The organism is Mucilaginibacter rivuli (assembly GCF_019391655.1).
GTDB lineage: Bacteria > Bacteroidota > Bacteroidia > Sphingobacteriales > Sphingobacteriaceae > Mucilaginibacter > Mucilaginibacter rivuli.
This window is the reverse complement of record NZ_JAHXPQ010000002.1, coordinates 635400-653397: the sequence shown is the minus strand read 5'-3', so window position 1 is coordinate 653397 and position 17998 is coordinate 635400. Positions and strand designations below refer to the sequence as shown.

Sequence of the window (17998 nt, the reverse complement as noted above, 5' to 3'; positions counted from 1 at the left end):
ACTTAGTCGAGCAGTTTTACATATAAACCAAAAAAATCTCCTACAGGCACGCTCCATTGTTGTACCGGGAACCATTCAGGCAAACCTGTGCAAGTCCACTCAATGCTATATTGCCTGCCTTTTAAAGCTTCGTCAATTTTAGCTATTAAAAGTTGCGGGGTATAAAAGGTAGCCGTTACATAAAATGGATTTTTACCAAACATTTGTTGCACGCGCCTGCGCAACACCTTGGGCGAATTACGGTTCATCATGCCAAAAGCGATGCCGTGCTTACCTACACGGGCCGCCTCGCGTATAACCTGTACCGGGTCGCGGTAATATTCAAAAGTTGTGATAAAGGCCACCGCATCAAAAGCGCCATCTTTAAAGGGCATATAATGCGAGTCTGCATTTACCAGATCTCCTTTAAACAGGTGCACGGCCTGCCCCAACATAAATGGCGACAGATCACCTCCTGTGGCCTCAATACCAATCTCATGCCACCAACGGGTAAAACGGGTAGTACCGCAGCCAAACTCCAGTAATTCTTTGATGCGTGGATCTTTACCCAGTAATTGGCCCATTACTTTTTTTTGCCATACTTCGGCGCGCTTATAACGGCCTTCGTACCATTGCTCATACGTATCAGTGTGTTCGCGGTTAAAAAACCACTCTTCGCGGCCCTGCCAGTTGGTCAGGGTATTGGTCATCAAACTGAAACTCTTTTTTTCTAACTCCATTTGTATAAATTTAAAAAGCCTTGTTCTCCTACCGGTATCGGGTAAGAAAACAAGGCTCAATATTTAAACAGCCGCAGCCGAAATAATTTAGCGCCAGTGCATCCCTACGCCGGTATTATCCGTGTCAGGTTCGCGGGTATTCATCTCAGCCTTTAATTTATATTAAAAGCACCCCGTGCAACAATTAAACAAATGTACTGATTTTGTTATCATCAGCAAACGAATTGTGGGTTACTACTTTGTTATAGCATCCTTCCACCCTTTGTACCATGTTAAAACATCATTCCTTTGGGCTGCGGGCGAAAAGATAACAGGATTACCTGTAAGGCTTTTTAAGTGCGCGAGATCTTTAAATATACCATACTTTAATCCCGCAAGGTAACCCGCGCCTAAAGCGGATACATCGGCTATGCCCCGGTTAACCAGTTGCCTGTCGAGCAGATCGGCCATAAACTGCAGTACAAATTTGTTGGAGGTAATCCCACCATTCACCATGAGTTGATTAAGCCTTACACCGGTATCTTCCTGCATGGCGTTAATTACATCGGCCACCTGGTATGGTATCGATTCGAGCGCGGCCCTAACCACATGGTTTTTATTCGCGTTGAAGGTTAATCCTTTTATTTCAGCCTTGCGGCTCATGACCCAATATGGCGCGCCTAAGCCGCTAAAGGCAGGTACTAAGTAAACCCCGTTATTATCGGCAACGGCATTTGCCATGGCTTCGGTTTGCTTGCTTTCGCTGATGATGCCCAGCTCATTTTTCAACCATTCTATGGTTGCACCGCACGATACGATAACACCCTCCAAAGCATAGTCTACACGATTTTCGGTACTCCAGCAAACAGTGGTTATCATGCCGTTACCCGATGCCTTTGCGGTATCGCCTATATTCATCAGGATAGAACAGCCTGTACCCAAGGTTGCTTTTGCGGTACCCTGGTCAAAACAGCCCTCACCAAATGCCGCGGCATGCGAATCGCCTATCATGGCATTAATGGTAACTGGTGCAGGGAACAACCCACCAAAATCAGATACTCCAAAATCACCGGATGACGGCCTTAACAGTGGCAGGTTAATGTTTGCCAGCCCAAACTTTTGCAGCAATTCTTTATCCCACTCCAGTGTATGCAGGTTAAAAAACAAAGTGCGCGATGCATTGGTATAATCAGTTAAATATTGTTTACCGTTAGTAAGTTTATAAAGCAGCCAGGTATCTACCGTACCGAAATACGCCTTACCTGCATCCACAGCGGCTTTAACACGCACATCATTCTCATAAAGCCATATCAGTTTCGTTCCCGAAAAATACGGGTCGATGATAAGCCCTGTTTTGGTATTAATCTCCTGCCCTAACCCTCTTTCGGTCAATCTTTCGCAAACCTCGATAGAACGCTTACATTGCCAAACCACCGCGTTGTATAAAGGCTTTCCGGCCTCATCCCACACCACAAAAGTTTCCCGCTGGTTGGATATGCCGCAGGTTTTAATATCAGTTATATTTCTACCACCCTGTTCAAATTCAGCGATACAGTTTTTTACCGATGTAAGTACATTGGTTAGTATTTCTTCTGGCTCCTGCTCTACAAAGCCGCCATCCATATAAAAGGTATTGAGCGGCTCGGTAGCTTTGGCTATAATGTTTGCCCCGTTATCAAAAACTATGGTTTTGGTACTGCTGGTACCCTGATCTATGGCTAATATGTACTGCATGGTTTAGTCGTTCTTTGCATTAGCCCTATCAATAATAACCGCCAGCAGTATAACACCGCCTTTTACCACCTGCTGCCAGAATGGGGATACGTTAAGCAACACCAAACCGTTATTCAGCACGCCGATAATGATAGCGCCAAGCACCGTACCCATAATGGTACCGCGCCCACCCGAAAGCGATGTACCGCCAATAACTACTGCGGCTATGGCATCCAGTTCATAGCTCATGCCCGCGTTGGGCTGGGCCGAATCAAGCCGCGACGTAACCATAATACCGCCTACTGCAGATAATACGCCTGCAATGGAATATACGATCATTTTAATTTTACTGATATTAATACCCGAAAGCTTTGAGGCCGATTCGTTACCACCAATAGCATAAATATACCTGCCTAATGCTGTTTTTTGTGTGATGATAACCGCGATAACAATAACAACAGCCGATACCCAAACCGGTACCGGGATACCTAAAAACCAGCCTGTACCTATGTAAGCAAAGCTATCGCCGAGGTTAGATATGGGGAAACCTTTGGTATATAACATGGTTAAACCACGTGCAATGGTGAGCATAGCAAGCGTGGCCACAAAAGGAGGAACTTTAAATTTAGTGACCGTCCACCCGTTAAACAAACCAAGCAGCGAACCGGCTATTAATCCCGCAAGGATAGCCCCTAACAATGTAAAGCCAACGAAAAGATTATTGGATGGCACCTCGATACCAAACTTTAACAAACCTGCTGTAATGGCCCCGCATAACGCTAAAACGGAGCCAACAGACAGGTCGATACCCGAGGTTAAAACCACCAGCGTCATCCCTACGGATATGCAAATATTAACGGATATCTGGCGCATTACATTCCAGCCATTATCCACGGTCATAAACTTGTCAGACATTAAGCTGATGCCAATGCAAAGCAGCACCAACGCGATAAGCGGTTGAAATTTAACCAAATGTGAGCGGTATTTTGATAATATCGTATCCATGTTTTTTATATGCTTTGCGGAATAGCCGCTTTCAAAATGTTATCTTCTGTAGCATCGGCTACTTCAAATCCGGCGGTGATTGTACCATCGGCCATTACGAGTATCCTGTCAGATATAGCCAAAATTTCGGGCAACTCCGATGATACCATGATGATACCCAAACCCGATGCCGCTAACTCGCTAATGAGTTTGTATATCTCATTTTTGGCATTAATATCAATGCCTCGTGTTGGCTCATCCAGCATTAAAACTTTTGGTTTTGTGGCCAGGCATTTGGCAAGCACCACCTTTTGCTGGTTGCCCCCGCTCAAATTTTTAACGGTTTGCTTTTCAGATGTGGTTTTAATTTTTAGCGCCTTTATGTATTTACCTGCCTTTTCCAATTCGGCTTTGTGATCTATCAGGCCGCTGCCCTTGTATTGATCGATGGAGCTTAAGCTGATATTGGTTTTGATATCCAACCCTAATACAAGGCCGTCTTTTTTACGATCTTCGGGCACGAGCGCCATACCGGCTTTAATGGCTTGGGTAGCCGATGAGAATTTTACCGAAGTATCGTCCAATACAATTGTCGCTTTGGTTAAACCGGGATGTAAACCGAGTAAGGTTTCCATCAATTCTGTTCTGCCTGCTCCCATCAATCCAAAAATGCCGAGTATCTCGCCACGGTGCAGTTCGAAACAGATATTTTGGAGGATGTTCTTACCCTTGCTTCCGGCTTTAGCCAAACACAAACCGTCAACTTTCAGTAAAACCTTTTTCTCTTTTTTAGTATCGCTGCTGCGAATGATATCGATATCGCGGCCCACCATTTTATGGATGAGGGCATCGTGGGTCATCCCTTTCATCGCGCCGCTTTCGATGGTTTTACCATCGCGGAGGACAACGTACAGGTCGGCTATTTTAAAGAGTTCGTTCAGCTTATGCGATATGTAAACTATGGCCTTATTTTCTTTACGCAGGTCTCCAATTATGCCGTACAATACCTCCACCTCGCTTTCGCTGATAGCGGATGTGGGCTCATCCATAATGATCACTTCGGCATCATATAATAATGCTTTGGCAATTTCTACTACCTGTTGCTGGCCAACTTTCAAGTCGGCAATAATAGTATCGGCGGGTACAGTTAGTTTTAATTTTTTGAGCAGTGCTTCAGTTTTCAAGCGCATGGCTTTTTTATCCAAAAAGCCTAAAGCATTTTTTAATTCGCGACCTAAAAACAGGTTTTCGGCAATATTGAGATATGGCACTAAATTCAACTCCTGGTGAATGATGGCGATTCCCGCGTTTTGTGCTTCGCGCGGATTTTTGAAGCGTACCTTTTCTCCTTTGTAAAGCACATCACCCTCATACTCATCATACACACCCGAAAGTATCTTCATCAGGGTTGATTTACCCGCGCCGTTCTCGCCAATAATAGCGGTCACCTTCCCGGCCGGTAACTCCAGGTTAATGTCATCAAGCGCGGTTACGCCCGAAAACTTTTTGCCAATATGTTGTGCCGCTAACATCTTACTTGTCAATTTTTAACAGAACAGGTATCACCTCAATGCTGGCGAGGTTAATGTGCTCCTGATTTAATTCAAATGCACCTGCAAAACTAATGTTATCACCTTTTTTTACCTGGCTGCGAAACGGTGGTAACACCTCATCGCGTACTATTTTATCAACAGCGGCGGCAATGTTATTCAGGTCCATGGTATTGGCAAAATCGTTAATATCGATAATACCCGGCGCATCGCGCAAAGCATTGCCAAATACGTATTCGATGGCGATTTTAATCGTTTGTTTATTGGCGGTTAGCACATACACATCGTTCTCATCCACATTGGTTACCTGGCCCTTGCCCTGCACCATAAAATAGCGAATGTTGCCTATGGCCAAACCACGTGCGTAGGTTTTAAACGCCTTACCGGGATTACTGCTTAGCATGGGTATAAGCTGGTCTGCATCGGGAGAGGTTTTTGAGGCAGGCAATAGCTGTGTTTTTAAATAGTTGCGGGCATAGGCCGGGGCGTTGAATACCTTGTTTGCCGCTGCTTTTACATCGCTAAGCTTTTTAAAGTATACCGACTGTGAAAGCACGAACAATACCAAAACTATAGCTATGCAATATTTTATTCCTTGTTTTAACATGGCGTTATTTTTTACCGTAGGCTATATAATCGTTAATATTATCGTAGGTAACCAGTTCAACGGCTACAGGTATCTTTTTAGGAAAATCGCGTTTACCTTTAAAATAAGCGTCGGCGTAAATGGCCGCGGTTTGGGCCATCACTTTAGGAAACTGCATGGCTGTGGCCGATATTTTTTTATCCTTAATGGCTTGTATCGCATCCTCGGCACCATCAAAACCAAAAACTTTAACGTGGTTGGCTTTGCCTGCAGCTACAAGCGCTTGGAAAGCACCCATGGCCATGGCATCGTTACCCGCAAAAACGGCATCGATATCGGGATGGGCCTGCAGGATGGATTCCATCACTTCGAGGCCTTTGTTCCTATCGAAATCGGCGCTTTGCTGAGCCACCATTTTGAGGCCGGGGTAGTAATCCACCAAGCTATGAAAGCCTTTTGAACGCGCCCAAGTGTTATTATCCGAAACTATACCCAACAACTCCACGTAATTGCCCTTTTTGTGCATGGTTTGCACAAAGTATTTAGCGAGCGATACGCAGCCCGAATAACTATCCGAAAGTATCTGCGAAGTAGCCTCGGGCGAGTTTACTTCCCTATCCATACAAAAAACAGGTACCCCGGCTTTCTTAGCCTTTACCACGTTTACCACCGAGCCATTGGCATCGGTAGGATTAAACAAAATGGCGCTGTAGCCGGATGCGATGGCATTTTCAAAATGGTCGGTCTCTAAAGCGGTATTGTTTTGCGAGTCGAAGATCTTGGATTCATAACCCAGCGATTTGGCCTGAGCGGCAGCGGTTTGTGCCAAAAACACAAACCAGGGGTTATTTAACGTGGATACTATGATGGCCATTTTCTTTTGCTTTGCCGTATCCGTACTATGGCACGAGGCTAAAACAAACACCAGCAACAGTAATATTTGGAGGTACTTCTTCATCAGGTTTATCATTGGTTTTAGGTGCTGTTAGTTCATCAGCCTTTCAGTAATTTTAGTACGGCCTGCGCGATCCCATCCGCGGATAAGCCGTAGTGATTCATTATTTCAACTTGCGAGCCGGTAACCGTATACTCATCGGGTATGCCCATTATTTTAAATGGTTTGTTGTATCTATTCTGCAACAGCAACGATGCGCAGGCTTCGCCGAGTCCGCCGTTTACCATGTGTTCCTCAACGGTCAGTATGGCACCTGTTTCTTTGGCTAATTGCAATACCAGTTCGGCATCCAGCGGTTTAATGGTGTGCATGCTTACCACCGTAGCGTTAATGCCTTGCTCTGCCAGCTTTTCTGCGGCCTGTACTGCCGGGTAAACGGTTTCGCCGTTGGCAATAATGGCAACATCACTACCCTTTTTAATTACTCTGCCTTTGCCAAATTCAAAGCCTACAGAAGTATCTTCTGTCAGCAAAGGCATTGGTTTTTTACCGAAACGCAGGTACAGCGGCTTGTTATGCTTAACCGCGAATTTAACAGCTTCGGCAGTTTCAAAGTTATCTGCAGGAGCTACAATTGTAATGTTATTAATGGCACGCAGCACCGCGTAATCATGCAAACTGTGGTGGGTAGTGCCTAAAGCGCCGTAGCTTACACCTGCGCTGATACCGATTAGCCTTACCGGATTATCCGAATAAGCCACATCATTTTTTATCTGCTCCAAAGCCCTCGCCGTTAAAAAACAAGCCGGCGATACAGCAAAGGTTTTTTTACCTGCCGAAGCTAAGCCGGCCGCAACGCCAACTAAATTTTGTTCGGCTATACCTATTTCCACTATCTGCTCCGGTAATTTTTGCCCATAGCCTACTAATTTACCCGAACCACGCGAATCACTGGTCACAACCACAATGTCCCTGTCTGCCTCAGCCAAACTTAACAGTGTAGCCGAAAACACATCCTGGTTAGGCTTATAATTAATGCCGGTATTTTCTACAACTGCTCCCAAAATCTTGTCTTATTAAATATTAGCCATTTCCATATCCAGTTCGGCTATGGCGTTGTTGTATTGTTCCGCATCAGGCACGCCGTGGTGCCATTTTACACTATTTTCCATAAAGCTTACGCCCTTGCCTTTTAGCGTATGCGCAATAATGAGGCTTGGTTTTCCTGCTTCAAAAGGCATCGCCGCAAAGGCATCTTTCAGCGCCTGCACATTGTTACCATCCACCTGCCTTACCGCCCAGCCGAAAGTTTCAAATTTGCCGTCTATCGGATCGGTATTACATACTTCGGCGTTGGTGCCGGTTATCTGTAATTTATTGTTATCTATAATGGCGCAAAGGTTATCAAGCTTGTAATGCGCCGCGGTTAACGCGGCCTCCCAGTTAGAGCCTTCGGGCAATTCGCCATCGCCTAACATGGTAAATACGCGGTAATCCTTCTTATCCATTTTAGCAGCGAGGGCAGCACCCACGCTTATGGGTAAACCATGGCCTAAAGCCCCGGTATTTTGTTCAACACCATGTACTTTTTTGGTGGGGTGCCCTATATAATGCGACTTATACTTACACAAGGTTTCCAGGTCCGTTTCCGGGAAAAAACCCTTATCGGCCAATACCACAAAAAGCGCTTCCACACAATGGCCCTTGCTTTGGATGTACCTGTCCCTATCGGGCGATGTAAAGTTTTCGGGCGATACATTCAATACTTCGTTATACAGCACATTTAAAATATCGATACATGATAAGCTACCGCCGGTATGCCCCGCTTTAGCCCCAACAATGTATTTCAATATCTTTTTGCGGTACGTTACCGATTTGGCTTTGAGTTCCTTTTCAGTCATAATTAAGCATGATGATGAATTTCCCAACCCATATAATTACCCAAGGCCTCTTTTAAAATTCCCGCAGTTTTTGATGCGTTCATTACCACATGGTGCTCAAAACCATTGCGGCAAACATATTGCATTAAGCCTTGCAGATCGGGTATTTCGGCAACGGCGCGGTTACCAAAGGTGTTCAACGCGTCATCAGTTAACTTCCCTTCGCCAAAATAGGCCTTGATAACGCCTTTGGGATCATCTGTACTTATTCTTCCATAAGTTAACGGTGATGCCGGGGTGCGTCCCGATAAAGCTCCATAGGTATTCTCTACACCAACGGTTGTCCCCAATATTGGCGCTGTACTGATCTCGATATCCGGAAGGAATGATTTCGCCCAGTTACCGCAATGAAACAGTACGCATTTGTTCTCATCATCCGCATAATTATTGTTCCAATCAACCAGTGCGCTTGGCGAGCCCGATGCCAACTGCATGGCGTACATGGTCAATGTTCCCGTAACGTCAACCTCGCAGGCGCTTGGCAGCATGTTTTCGCTCATGATGCTCATGCTGGTACAAACGTTACAGCCGTAGTTTTTTTGCAGCGATGTCCAGCATTGTATGGCCGTGGCGTCCAGCGCATTCTCTTCCATAAAATGATTAAGCACCACATCAAGCTTGGCTATCTGCACCATAGCTTCATCGGGCGTGAGGCCTTTTGACGCGTAGGCATTTATTTTTTCAAGATGCGCTTTTACTTCGGCATCATCCTTTGTCAGTTTATTGGCATTACCTAATATTTCGGAAAGATCCACCGTGGTTACAGATATACCGTTACGCTGTAATATCTTTTCGCTGTAACGAACGGTATTAAAAGCACCCGGCCTTGCGCCTACTGCGCCGATACGTACCTTTTTCAAACCCTTTACCACGCGGCATACAGCTACAAAGTCCATTAACTCGGCAGCAAATTGCGGCTCTGAAGGATGAATGACGTGACTGTTGGTCAGCGTATATTTTATACCATACTGATACAGGTTATTGCAAACCGATATTTTACCGCACCATGAATCGCGGCGACGGGCAACATCTAATTTGTTCAGATCATCTGGGTAAGCCTGTATTAACACAGGCACATCAAGGCCAGATAGCTTAATGGTATCGGCCACACCTTTTTCATCGCCAAAGTTTGGCAACAGCACTAATATTCCGCTTATTTCGTCCTGGTGTTTGCGAAACAGATCGGCACATTTTTGCGCGTCCTTAAAAGTTTCAACACCGCCAAGTTTTGAATCAGCCTCATCAAGCATGATAGCTGTAATGTTCAATTTATCGAAAAGGGCGACGATATCCACACGCGATTCTGAAACCAAACGGTCGGGGAAAAAATCGCGGTTACCTATGATAACGCCTAATGTAGCTTTAGTATTCATTGTTTATAGTTCAAAATGGTTTACAGGATTAATATCCTATAGTATCCTTCGCGCGAATTTGTTAACTGCGCAGATATCAAATCAAAACTATTACAAGAACATGGTAAATTGTGATGAAAGGTTATCAGGATATTATGAAATATTAGCATTACTGTAGTAATTGGTAAATATCGATGGCGTAAAAGCAAAAATTAGATATAAAAAACAAAATAAAATCGAAACAAATAAAAATAAAACAAAAGTATTCGAAATATTTTTCTTGTTTTTATCAGAAAAAGTTAAGTTTGGACCTTATATACTTCGAACAAAAACAAATGCTCCCCAATCAGCGCAGAGAAAAGATACTGGATCTGTTAAAAGAAGACGGCTCGGCTAAGGTTATCACCCTTGCCAGGATCTTTAAGGTTACCGAAGTGACCATAAGGCAAGACCTGGAAAAACTGGAGAAAGATGACCTTATCATTAAAGAACATGGTGGCGCCTATCTAAAAAACATTAAAGACCAGGTAAGCTCTTTTTCCCTCACCCACCAGGAGAACCTTGAAAAAAAGGAACGTATAGCTGAAAAATGCCTTGAATATATTGAGAACGGGGATACGATCATTCTCGATTCAGGCTCAACAACTACCGAGATAGCTAAAAAATTGCGCGGGCACCGTAACCTTACCGTTATAACCAACGCACTTAACATTGCCTTAATACTTGGTGCCGAGACAGGCATAGAAGTAATTATGACCGGCGGCGAGTTTAAACCGCCAACCCTATCGCTTACAGGGCAAAAAGCCGCAGATTTTTTTAAAGGCATCAACGTGCAAAAGCTATTTTTGGCTACGGCGGGTTTGTCATTAAAATCGGGGCTTACTTACCCCAGTATAAGTGACATTGTGGTAAAGAAAGCAATGATAGACGCCGCGGAAACAACATACCTGGTAGCCGATTCATCAAAATTCTCAAAAAACGCTTTCGCAAGCCTGGGCGCGCTTTCGCTGATAGATTATATAGTTACCGACAGTGATATTGACGATAGCCACAGGGAATTGTTTAAGGTACATGAAATAGAACTGATATTAGCCTGAACTGAACCTAAAATATAAACCCGGGGTAACCAGATTTATAACCATGATGAAAAAATCCATATTATTCTGCCTGGCAGGCTTAATGCCTGTGCTTTTATTTTCGCAAAAACATGTACCTGTTAAACCAAGGATATTGATAAGTACCGACATTGGCGGTACCGACCCGGATGACAACCAATCGATGGCGCATTTTCTGATGTATAGCAATATGTTTGAAACAGAAGGATTGGTATCATCGCCTTCGTACGGGTATGGCAGCAAGCAAAACATACTAACCATGATAGACCTGTATGAAAAGGACCTGCCCAAACTGAAAGCGCATATTAAAGATTATCCCTCGCCAAATGCTTTACGGGCGGTATGTAAGCAGGGAAAATTAGGTGCGGCACCTTACAAAGGCTATACTACAGCCACCGAAGGATCAAACTGGATAATAAAATGCGCTAAAAAGAAAAGTACCCAACCCTTATGGATATTGGTTTGGGGCGGACTTGACGACCTGGCCCAAGCATTGCATGACGATGCATCAATAGCGCGCAATATTAAGGTGTATTGGATAGGCGGCCCTAATAAAAAGTGGAGCGCAAACAGCTATGCTTACATCGTTAAAAATTTCCCTAACCTGTGGTGTATCGAGGCCAATGGCTCTTATAATGGTTTCTTTTCGGATAACGGTGTTCCGGATAGCCTGAGATCGAAAAATTATTATGACAATTATATACGTGGCGCAGGCAACCTGGGTAAAGATTATAAGAGCTATTACAAAGGCGTGGTAAAAATGGGCGATACCCCATCGTTACTGTACATGATGGATGGTAATCCCAATAATCCATATCGCGAAAGCTGGGGCGGCAGTTTTGTAAAATTTGATCACAGTCCGCGTAGTGTTTATAACGGTAATACCACTATTGCCGATACCGCTACAGTGTATTCGATAATGGAATTTCATTTTAAGGGGCCAATGATAAATATCCCGGCTGATTCAGCCTGTATCACAATGGCGGTTAAAGCTAAAATTGGCGAGCAAAAATGGCCGGGCTATTACCTTGGCAATGGCGATTATGTGGTAAGGTACTGCCCTAAACAAACTGAAACAGTTACTTACAAAGTTACATCGCCAATAGCGGGCTTTGCCGAGCAAAACGGTCAATTTGTTGTTGACAATGTTTGGCCAGGTAAAACACGCTCTACCGACCATAAATTGGGCAGCAACTGGTTTACTGACAGGCCTAACCCGGAATTATTCGATGGCATACAACAAGGTGCAAAAACTGTTTTAAAATGGCGCAGCGCTGTAATGCTTGACTGGGGTAAACGCTGGGCATGGTTACAGCAGGAATAAATGTTTTAGGCATATTTACTTGTAACGGTAACAATAGGTATTTTTCACGCCCGGCTTTCCGTCAAATTATTTAGCATGATATTTTATAGTATTGTACTTTTGCGCCTTTAATAAAGATAGCTATATGAGAGACCAATTAATTACACTGCTTGAGAATTTAAAAAACAATTCAGCTTCTTTTAAGGAAGTTATCGAATTTATAGAAACCTACTACCAACACCAGCCTTCGGCATTTAAAAATGGCGATGCTTACAATGAAGCAACTCAAAACCAGGGCAGTGCTAAAGTTTTTGCATTCGCGCAAATAAACAGCCTTGATGCAGCAGATACCCTGTACCTATTTGCAGAACACTACCGTGCAGTATTAAATACCCCCGATGCAACAGACCATCAAAACATCAGGCAGTTTATGGTACATGGCTGGGGAGGCATAGTTTTTGAAGGACAGGCTTTGCTTGCTAAATAGTATTCGATAAAATTAATCTGCTTAGGTAGTAAGTGCTCTGAAAAAATGCCTTTTCCTACCCTTTTTATCAACTCCGTTTTTTAAATATAAGATTCCATATCGGCATTTTTTTTCAAGCAATACCTTAGCAACCTGATTCATAAAAACATCTAATATATTTATTATATAGAATTAATTATTTCGTTTATCCGTAAAATATTTTGACTGGGCCAAAAGAACCTGTGTTGTTGATTTTGCAACGATTGAGAACAGGGAACCACAAACTATGAAGGATTATCGTAAAAGCAAAGTTCAGGAAGTAGATACGCCTGGCTTTGGGATGCAGTAAAGCCTTGTAAAAAGCCTCTAAAACAACAAACTTCGATTCCAGCTTGGAATCGAAGTTTGTTGTTTTCTGTGGAGCCGGAGGGATTCGAACCCTCGTCCAAACATGGTATAAGGTAGGCTTTCTACATGCTTATCTGCTGTTAGGTTTTCGAAGAGCAGAAGGTCAGCCGATCACCTGTACTACTCCCTTAGGTACTGTTTCTCGTTCGCTTATCGTACCTGTAGCAAACCAGTTTCATTTTTCGGTGCCCCTATTGCCGGTTCAATGAAACAGAACACCGGCGGGACAAAAGCTAGTTAATTCTAAATTAAGCAGCTAAGGCAAATTGATTTTCGCCATTTGAAAGTTTGAGCGTTCAGATTAAAGCGCTAATTCACCCAACGCGCTGCATGCTTACATACTTATCTCCATCCTGTCAATTCCGGTCGACCCCATTTTTTAAGAGCTGAAAGTTTAAAGGATAAAGCTAAAAGCAAGGCCACAAATATAATAAACTTCGCGCTAAAGCGAGCAAAACCTTTATGCTTTCTGCTTTGCGCTTTCTACCTCTTCTAATAAAACACGTCCGGGATAAGCTTCCAAAGCTTTTTCTAAACAAGTCATTGCGTTAGTTAACGCTTCGGCATTCAATACATAGGCCAGCCGTATCTGGTTAAAACCTGCACCGGGGGTACTATAAAAGCCGGTTGCTGGTGCCATCATCACAGTAGAGTTATTGTACTCAAAATGCTCTAATATCCACTGGCAAAATTTATCCGCATTATCAATAGGAAATTGTGCTACCACATAAAATGCACCGCCCGGGTTAGGGCAAATTACCCCGTCCATTTTATTTAACGAGGCAACCAGTAAATCGCGGCGATGGGTGTACTCTTTATTTACAGCGGTAAAATATTCATCCGGCGTATCAACAGCGGCTTCGCCGGCTATTTGCTCAACCATACCCGGGCTTAAACGCGCCTGCGCAAATTTTAAAGTAGCCTGGTATACTTCTTTATTTTTAGTAATAATGCATCCCAGCCTCGCGCCGCAGGCACTGTAGCGCTTGCTTACTGTATCAATAACAATTACGTTTTCTTCTAAACCATCCAAATGCATGGGCGATGTAAACTTTTGCCCGTCATAACAAAACTCGCGATAAGCTTCATCAGCAAACAGGTATAGGTCATGTTTTAAAATGAGCTCTTTCAAAGCCAGCATCTCAGCTTCCGAGTACAAATAACCTGTAGGGTTATTCGGGCTGCATATCATGATGGCTTTGGTTTTATCGGTGATCAGTTTTTCAAAATCGCTAATCGCCGGTAAGGCAAAACCATTTTCAATGTATGATAATATGGGTTTTACCACCACACCACACTGGCAGGCAAAACTGTTATAATTGGCGTAGAACGGCTCTGGGATGATCACTTCATCACCAGGATCAAGACATGATATCATGCTCAGAATGAGTGCTTCAGACCCGCCAGCTGTTACCAGTATGTTATCCGGTGTAATGTTATACCCTATTTTATTGTAGTAAGTGCATAGCTTGGCACGATACGATGCTGTACCTTCCGAAGCGGTATATGCCCAAACCTTAAAATCAATATTTTTTATCGCATCAATCATTCCTGCCGGTGTTTCAATATCCGGCTGACCTATATTTAAATGATATACTTTTTTTCCCTCGCGCTTAGCTTGCTCAGCAAATGGAGCTAACTTCCTGATGGGCGATGCAGGTACTTCAATACCCTTCTGTGAAATTTTCGGCATCTGCAAAAATAACAAAATGCCCAACAAAATTTTGTCTTCTTTACGTTAAATAAAATGTTAACTACTAAAAACAGACCATTTAGTATGGGCTTTTGTATTTAATAGCAAATACATAAATTTGATTTTTGTAATAAACTTAAATACACCCGATGAACCCGGTAACCACCAAGTCAACCGTTCCAAGCCTCATCCGCAATACTGTAGCAAATATCCACCCCGATACCGATACTTTTTTGATACATAAAGTAGGGAACGAGTGGGCCGAGATCAGCTATCGCGAAGCGTTAACAAAAATAGATGCCATATCGGCCTATATGCTTGATATTGGCATAAAAAAAGGCGACCGCCTTGCCCTGATCATCGAAAACGGACCTGATTATGTGTATTATGACCAGGCACTGCAGCAAATTGGCGCGGTAAATACCTCCATCTATCCTACCCTTTCTGAAACTGATATTGAATATATATTAAATGACTCGGGCGCACGTACCATTTTAGTGGGAAACCCTTTTTTACTGCGTAAGATAATCAAGATAGCCAATAACTGCCCTGAACTTATACGCATTATCCCCGCTTTTGATGATTTTGGCAAACATACCGAAAAAGTAAGCCTTAACGCCGGTGTGGTAGGTTTTAACCAACTGATTGACGAGGGCAGCAAATGTGTTGAAAAATACGCGCAACAAATAGCCGCTTGTCGCGAAGGGGTATTACCGTCAGATCTGTCGTGCCTTATTTATACATCGGGCACCACGGGTACGCCTAAAGGGGTAATGCTTACGCATTCTAATTTAGTAGAAAACGTACGTGTTTGTTTAGACCAGATACCGGTGATAGATGAGCATGAAACATTCCTTTCTTTTTTACCATTATCGCATGTATTTGAGCGCACGGCAACTTACCACGTATGCCTGGCCAAAGGCTGTAAAATAGCATTTGCCCAAAGCCTTGACCTGTTGGCTAAAAACATGGGTGAAGTACGCCCCACCGTAATGAATTGTGTGCCACGTTTATTAGAGCGCATTCATGATAAGGCGATGAAGAATGGTACATCGGCAGGTGGCGCGAAGGCAAAAATATTCCTTTGGGCTTTAGGCATTGGCCGTAAATACCGTTTGGTGCATGAGGATGGCAAAAAAGCCGGATTTATATTGCAACAGCAATACAACCTGGCCGAAAAACTGGTTTTCAGTAAGATAAAAGAACGCACCGGCGGCCGGTTAAAATTCATGATATCGGGCGGCGGCGCATTGCCTAAAAATATTGGCGAGTTTTTTGGCGATCTGGGCATCAAAATATTAGAAGGATTTGGTTTAACAGAAACATCGCCGGTAATGGCGGTTACCGAGTATCACCGCCAGGTATATGGTACCGTTGGCCGGACCATTCCGGGTATTGAGGTTGCTATTCAAAATGTAGAGACGGCGCAGATATATACCATACAAACCTACGAATCCTTCAAAGAAGATTTCCAGTCGGAAGAAGGTGAGATCATCGTTCGCGGCCATTGCGTAATGAAAGGCTACTGGAATAAGCCTCAGGAAACCGCGGTAGCGATAGATAAAGATGGCTGGTTCCATACAGGAGATATTGGCCGTTACTTTAAAGGCAACCTGCAAATTACCGACCGCTTAAAAAATATGCTGGTTAATGCTTACGGTAAAAACGTGTATCCAACCCCGATTGAGAACACCTATTTAAAAAGCCCTAAAATTGAGGGTATGTTTTTAGTTGGTGATAAGCGTGAATACATTACCGCCATTGTTATCCCCGCAAGGGAAACCCTGCAGGAAACCTTTAACCTGAGCAACGAGTACTTTGAAAAACCCGACCTGTTTATTGACGATGCAGAGATTATTGAATGGATAGGCCAGGATATACGTAAGTTTTCGAACGAACTGGCCAAGTTTGAGCGCATTAAAAATTTCAAAGTAAAACGCAACCCTTTCAGTATGGATGAAGGCGAAATAACCCCGACTATGAAAGCTAAACGTAAGGTAATTGAAAAAAAATATGCCGATGCGATAGAAGAAATGTACCTGCAGGAAGCAGAAGTGGATTAAATTGCGAATTATAGACATCTTACAAGCCCGGATTAAATATTTTAATCCGGGCTTGCTTTTTTAAAAAGTATAGGTACCTTTGTACTGTAACAATAAAAATTACAGTAATGAATAACAGTCGCTTTGCTATATCAGTACATATACTCACACTGCTTGCCGGTGCTAATGGCGAATTACTATCATCCGAGTATATAGCAGGTAGTATTAATATTAACCCTGTTCTTGTGCGTAAAGAACTGATAAACCTCAAAAAACATGGGTTTGTGGCCAGTAAAGAAGGTAAAAATGGTGGCGTGTACCTAAATAAATCAGCGGCAAATATTCGTTTTTCTGATGTATATAACGCGGTTAAGCAATCATCCTTATTAGGCGAAGCGAAAAATGAACCAAACCCCTTATGCCCTATTGGCAGGCAAATAAAAACACATTTAAACAATTTATATACCGATGCAGAAAACGCGATGGTAGGACAATTAAGCACTACTACACTGCAAAACTTTTTAAATCAATTCGATTAATTTTTTTTACCAAAAACTGTAACAATATATATTACAATTAAATTAACAAATAAAAATAAACAACAACATGAAAGTAGCATTAATTGGAGCTAACGGAAAAATAGGCTCGCGCATTGCAGAAGAAATATTGAACCGCGGTCACAACGTAACCGGCATAGCCCGTAACCCGCAAACATTATCCACAACAAACGGCAATCTTACTTTGGTAAAAGCGGATGCATTAAATGTAGATGAATTAGCCGAAGCCATAAAAGGCAATGATGCAGTGATAAGCGCTTTTGGTGTAGATTGGACAAAGCCCCATACCTTCCACCTGTTTAGTGATATTGCCACAGCTGTTATTGCCGCCGCAAAAAAAGCCGGGGTTAAGCGTTTACTGAATGTAGGAGGTGCCGGAAGTTTAGAAGTTGCCCCGGGAGTACAACTGGTAGACACACCTGAATTTCCGGAAATGTGGAAAGCGGGGGCATTGGCCCAACGCGATTCGCTTGAAGTTTTCAGAAAGGAAACAGAACTGGATTGGACATTTTTTAGCCCGGCAATAATCATTGAGCCAGGTGAGCGTACAGGAAAGTTCCGCATCGCTAAAGACAACCCGATCTTTGATGCTGATGGTAATAGCCGCATTACGTATGATGACTACGCCGTAGCTTTAGTTGACGAATTAGAGAACCCGCAATTTATTAAACAGCGTTTTACAGTAGGTTACTAATT

At 43.2% G+C, this 17998-nt stretch carries 16 protein-coding genes, 1 other RNA gene and 1 riboswitch; of the genes, 6 read left to right on the top strand and 11 right to left on the bottom strand.

Annotated elements, in window-relative coordinates; translation table 11 throughout:
* Positions 1–2: 2 nt before the first annotated feature.
* From KXQ82_RS06620 to KXQ82_RS06580, 9 genes are all read right to left on the bottom strand, one after another.
* Positions 3–719 carry a class I SAM-dependent methyltransferase gene (locus KXQ82_RS06620; protein ID WP_219487365.1) on the bottom strand — a complete coding sequence of 239 codons (717 nt, stop codon included), beginning with the start codon at positions 717–719 and terminating at the stop codon, positions 3–5.
* A gap of 84 nt (positions 720–803) precedes the next feature.
* Positions 804–905, bottom strand: a riboswitch (TPP riboswitch).
* A gap of 48 nt (positions 906–953) precedes the next feature.
* The gene (locus tag KXQ82_RS06615) at positions 954–2432 is read right to left on the bottom strand and encodes an FGGY family carbohydrate kinase (RefSeq protein WP_219487364.1); all 1479 of its coding nucleotides are present in this window, start codon (positions 2430–2432) and stop codon (positions 954–956) included.
* Between the two features lie 3 nt (positions 2433–2435).
* On the bottom strand, positions 2436–3416 hold the full coding sequence (locus KXQ82_RS06610) for an ABC transporter permease (RefSeq protein ID WP_219487363.1): 981 nt from the start codon (positions 3414–3416) through the stop codon (positions 2436–2438).
* A gap of 5 nt (positions 3417–3421) precedes the next feature.
* On the bottom strand, positions 3422–4927 hold the full coding sequence (locus KXQ82_RS06605) for a sugar ABC transporter ATP-binding protein (RefSeq protein WP_219487362.1): 1506 nt from the start codon (positions 4925–4927) through the stop codon (positions 3422–3424).
* A gap of 1 nt (position 4928) precedes the next feature.
* Positions 4929–5552 (bottom strand): DUF2291 domain-containing protein, encoded by a 624-nt coding sequence (locus tag KXQ82_RS06600; protein ID WP_219487361.1) that lies wholly within the window; start codon positions 5550–5552, stop codon positions 4929–4931.
* A gap of 4 nt (positions 5553–5556) precedes the next feature.
* Complete coding sequence (locus KXQ82_RS06595; RefSeq protein ID WP_219487360.1) at positions 5557–6489, bottom strand: D-ribose ABC transporter substrate-binding protein; 933 nt, start codon at positions 6487–6489, stop codon at positions 5557–5559.
* A gap of 35 nt (positions 6490–6524) precedes the next feature.
* Complete coding sequence (locus KXQ82_RS06590) at positions 6525–7490, bottom strand: transketolase family protein (protein WP_219487359.1); 966 nt, start codon at positions 7488–7490, stop codon at positions 6525–6527.
* Between the two features lie 12 nt (positions 7491–7502).
* The gene (locus KXQ82_RS06585; RefSeq protein WP_219487358.1) at positions 7503–8327 is read right to left on the bottom strand and encodes a transketolase; all 825 of its coding nucleotides are present in this window, start codon (positions 8325–8327) and stop codon (positions 7503–7505) included.
* A gap of 2 nt (positions 8328–8329) precedes the next feature.
* Positions 8330–9739: an L-fucose/L-arabinose isomerase family protein gene (locus KXQ82_RS06580; protein WP_219487357.1), complete on the bottom strand. Its 1410-nt coding sequence runs from the start codon at positions 9737–9739 to the stop codon at positions 8330–8332.
* Between the two features lie 314 nt (positions 9740–10053).
* Here KXQ82_RS06580 and KXQ82_RS06575 point away from each other — a divergent pair, with 314 nt between their 5' ends.
* The 3 genes from KXQ82_RS06575 (at position 10054) to KXQ82_RS06565 (ending at position 12623) form a co-directional block, all read left to right on the top strand.
* The gene (locus KXQ82_RS06575; RefSeq protein WP_219487356.1) at positions 10054–10815 is read left to right on the top strand and encodes a DeoR/GlpR family DNA-binding transcription regulator; all 762 of its coding nucleotides are present in this window, start codon (positions 10054–10056) and stop codon (positions 10813–10815) included.
* A 43-nt stretch (positions 10816–10858) separates the two neighbouring features.
* Entirely contained in the window at positions 10859–12157 is a 1299-nt protein-coding gene (locus KXQ82_RS06570) for a nucleoside hydrolase-like domain-containing protein (RefSeq protein ID WP_219487355.1), read from the top strand.
* 124 nt (positions 12158–12281) lie between these two features.
* Entirely contained in the window at positions 12282–12623 is a 342-nt protein-coding gene (locus KXQ82_RS06565; RefSeq protein ID WP_219487354.1) for a HopJ type III effector protein, read from the top strand.
* A gap of 394 nt (positions 12624–13017) precedes the next feature.
* Here the strand turns inward: KXQ82_RS06565 and ssrA are convergent.
* Both ssrA and KXQ82_RS06555 read right to left on the bottom strand, forming a co-directional pair.
* Positions 13018–13384, bottom strand: a transfer-messenger RNA (tmRNA) gene (gene ssrA, locus KXQ82_RS06560).
* Positions 13385–13470: 86 nt separating this feature from the next.
* On the bottom strand, positions 13471–14703 hold the full coding sequence (locus KXQ82_RS06555) for a pyridoxal phosphate-dependent aminotransferase (protein WP_219487353.1): 1233 nt from the start codon (positions 14701–14703) through the stop codon (positions 13471–13473).
* 149 nt (positions 14704–14852) lie between these two features.
* Here KXQ82_RS06555 and KXQ82_RS06550 point away from each other — a divergent pair, with 149 nt between their 5' ends.
* The 3 genes from KXQ82_RS06550 to KXQ82_RS06540 all read left to right on the top strand — a co-directional run bounded on the left by KXQ82_RS06550 (position 14853) and on the right by KXQ82_RS06540 (position 17996).
* Positions 14853–16766 (top strand): AMP-dependent synthetase/ligase, encoded by a 1914-nt coding sequence (locus KXQ82_RS06550; RefSeq protein ID WP_219487352.1) that lies wholly within the window; start codon positions 14853–14855, stop codon positions 16764–16766.
* A 107-nt stretch (positions 16767–16873) separates the two neighbouring features.
* The gene (locus KXQ82_RS06545; protein WP_219487351.1) at positions 16874–17284 is read left to right on the top strand and encodes an RrF2 family transcriptional regulator; all 411 of its coding nucleotides are present in this window, start codon (positions 16874–16876) and stop codon (positions 17282–17284) included.
* Positions 17285–17351: 67 nt separating this feature from the next.
* Positions 17352–17996: an NAD(P)-dependent oxidoreductase gene (locus KXQ82_RS06540; protein ID WP_219487350.1), complete on the top strand. Its 645-nt coding sequence runs from the start codon at positions 17352–17354 to the stop codon at positions 17994–17996.
* Positions 17997–17998 lie beyond the last annotated feature (2 nt).

Excerpts from the sequence above, each read along its gene's own strand:
- KXQ82_RS06595 (WP_219487360.1), bottom strand. The coding sequence starts at position 6,489 with ATGAAGAAGTACCTCCAAATATTACTGTTGCTGGTGTTTGTTTTAGCC.
- KXQ82_RS06570 (WP_219487355.1), top strand. The coding sequence starts at position 10,859 with ATGATGAAAAAATCCATATTATTCTGCCTGGCAGGCTTAATGCCTGTG.
- KXQ82_RS06580 (WP_219487357.1), bottom strand. The coding sequence starts at position 9,739 with ATGAATACTAAAGCTACATTAGGCGTTATCATAGGTAACCGCGATTTT.
- KXQ82_RS06565 (WP_219487354.1), top strand. The coding sequence starts at position 12,282 with ATGAGAGACCAATTAATTACACTGCTTGAGAATTTAAAAAACAATTCA.
- KXQ82_RS06600 (WP_219487361.1), bottom strand. The coding sequence starts at position 5,552 with ATGTTAAAACAAGGAATAAAATATTGCATAGCTATAGTTTTGGTATTG.
- KXQ82_RS06540 (WP_219487350.1), top strand. The coding sequence starts at position 17,352 with ATGAAAGTAGCATTAATTGGAGCTAACGGAAAAATAGGCTCGCGCATT.
- KXQ82_RS06550 (WP_219487352.1), top strand. The coding sequence starts at position 14,853 with ATGAACCCGGTAACCACCAAGTCAACCGTTCCAAGCCTCATCCGCAAT.
- KXQ82_RS06575 (WP_219487356.1), top strand. The coding sequence starts at position 10,054 with ATGCTCCCCAATCAGCGCAGAGAAAAGATACTGGATCTGTTAAAAGAA.
- KXQ82_RS06605 (WP_219487362.1), bottom strand. The coding sequence starts at position 4,927 with ATGTTAGCGGCACAACATATTGGCAAAAAGTTTTCGGGCGTAACCGCG.
- KXQ82_RS06615 (WP_219487364.1), bottom strand. The coding sequence starts at position 2,432 with ATGCAGTACATATTAGCCATAGATCAGGGTACCAGCAGTACCAAAACC.
- KXQ82_RS06555 (WP_219487353.1), bottom strand. The coding sequence starts at position 14,703 with ATGCCGAAAATTTCACAGAAGGGTATTGAAGTACCTGCATCGCCCATC.
- KXQ82_RS06620 (WP_219487365.1), bottom strand. The coding sequence starts at position 719 with ATGGAGTTAGAAAAAAAGAGTTTCAGTTTGATGACCAATACCCTGACC.
- KXQ82_RS06585 (WP_219487358.1), bottom strand. The coding sequence starts at position 8,327 with ATGACTGAAAAGGAACTCAAAGCCAAATCGGTAACGTACCGCAAAAAG.
- KXQ82_RS06610 (WP_219487363.1), bottom strand. The coding sequence starts at position 3,416 with ATGGATACGATATTATCAAAATACCGCTCACATTTGGTTAAATTTCAA.
- KXQ82_RS06545 (WP_219487351.1), top strand. The coding sequence starts at position 16,874 with ATGAATAACAGTCGCTTTGCTATATCAGTACATATACTCACACTGCTT.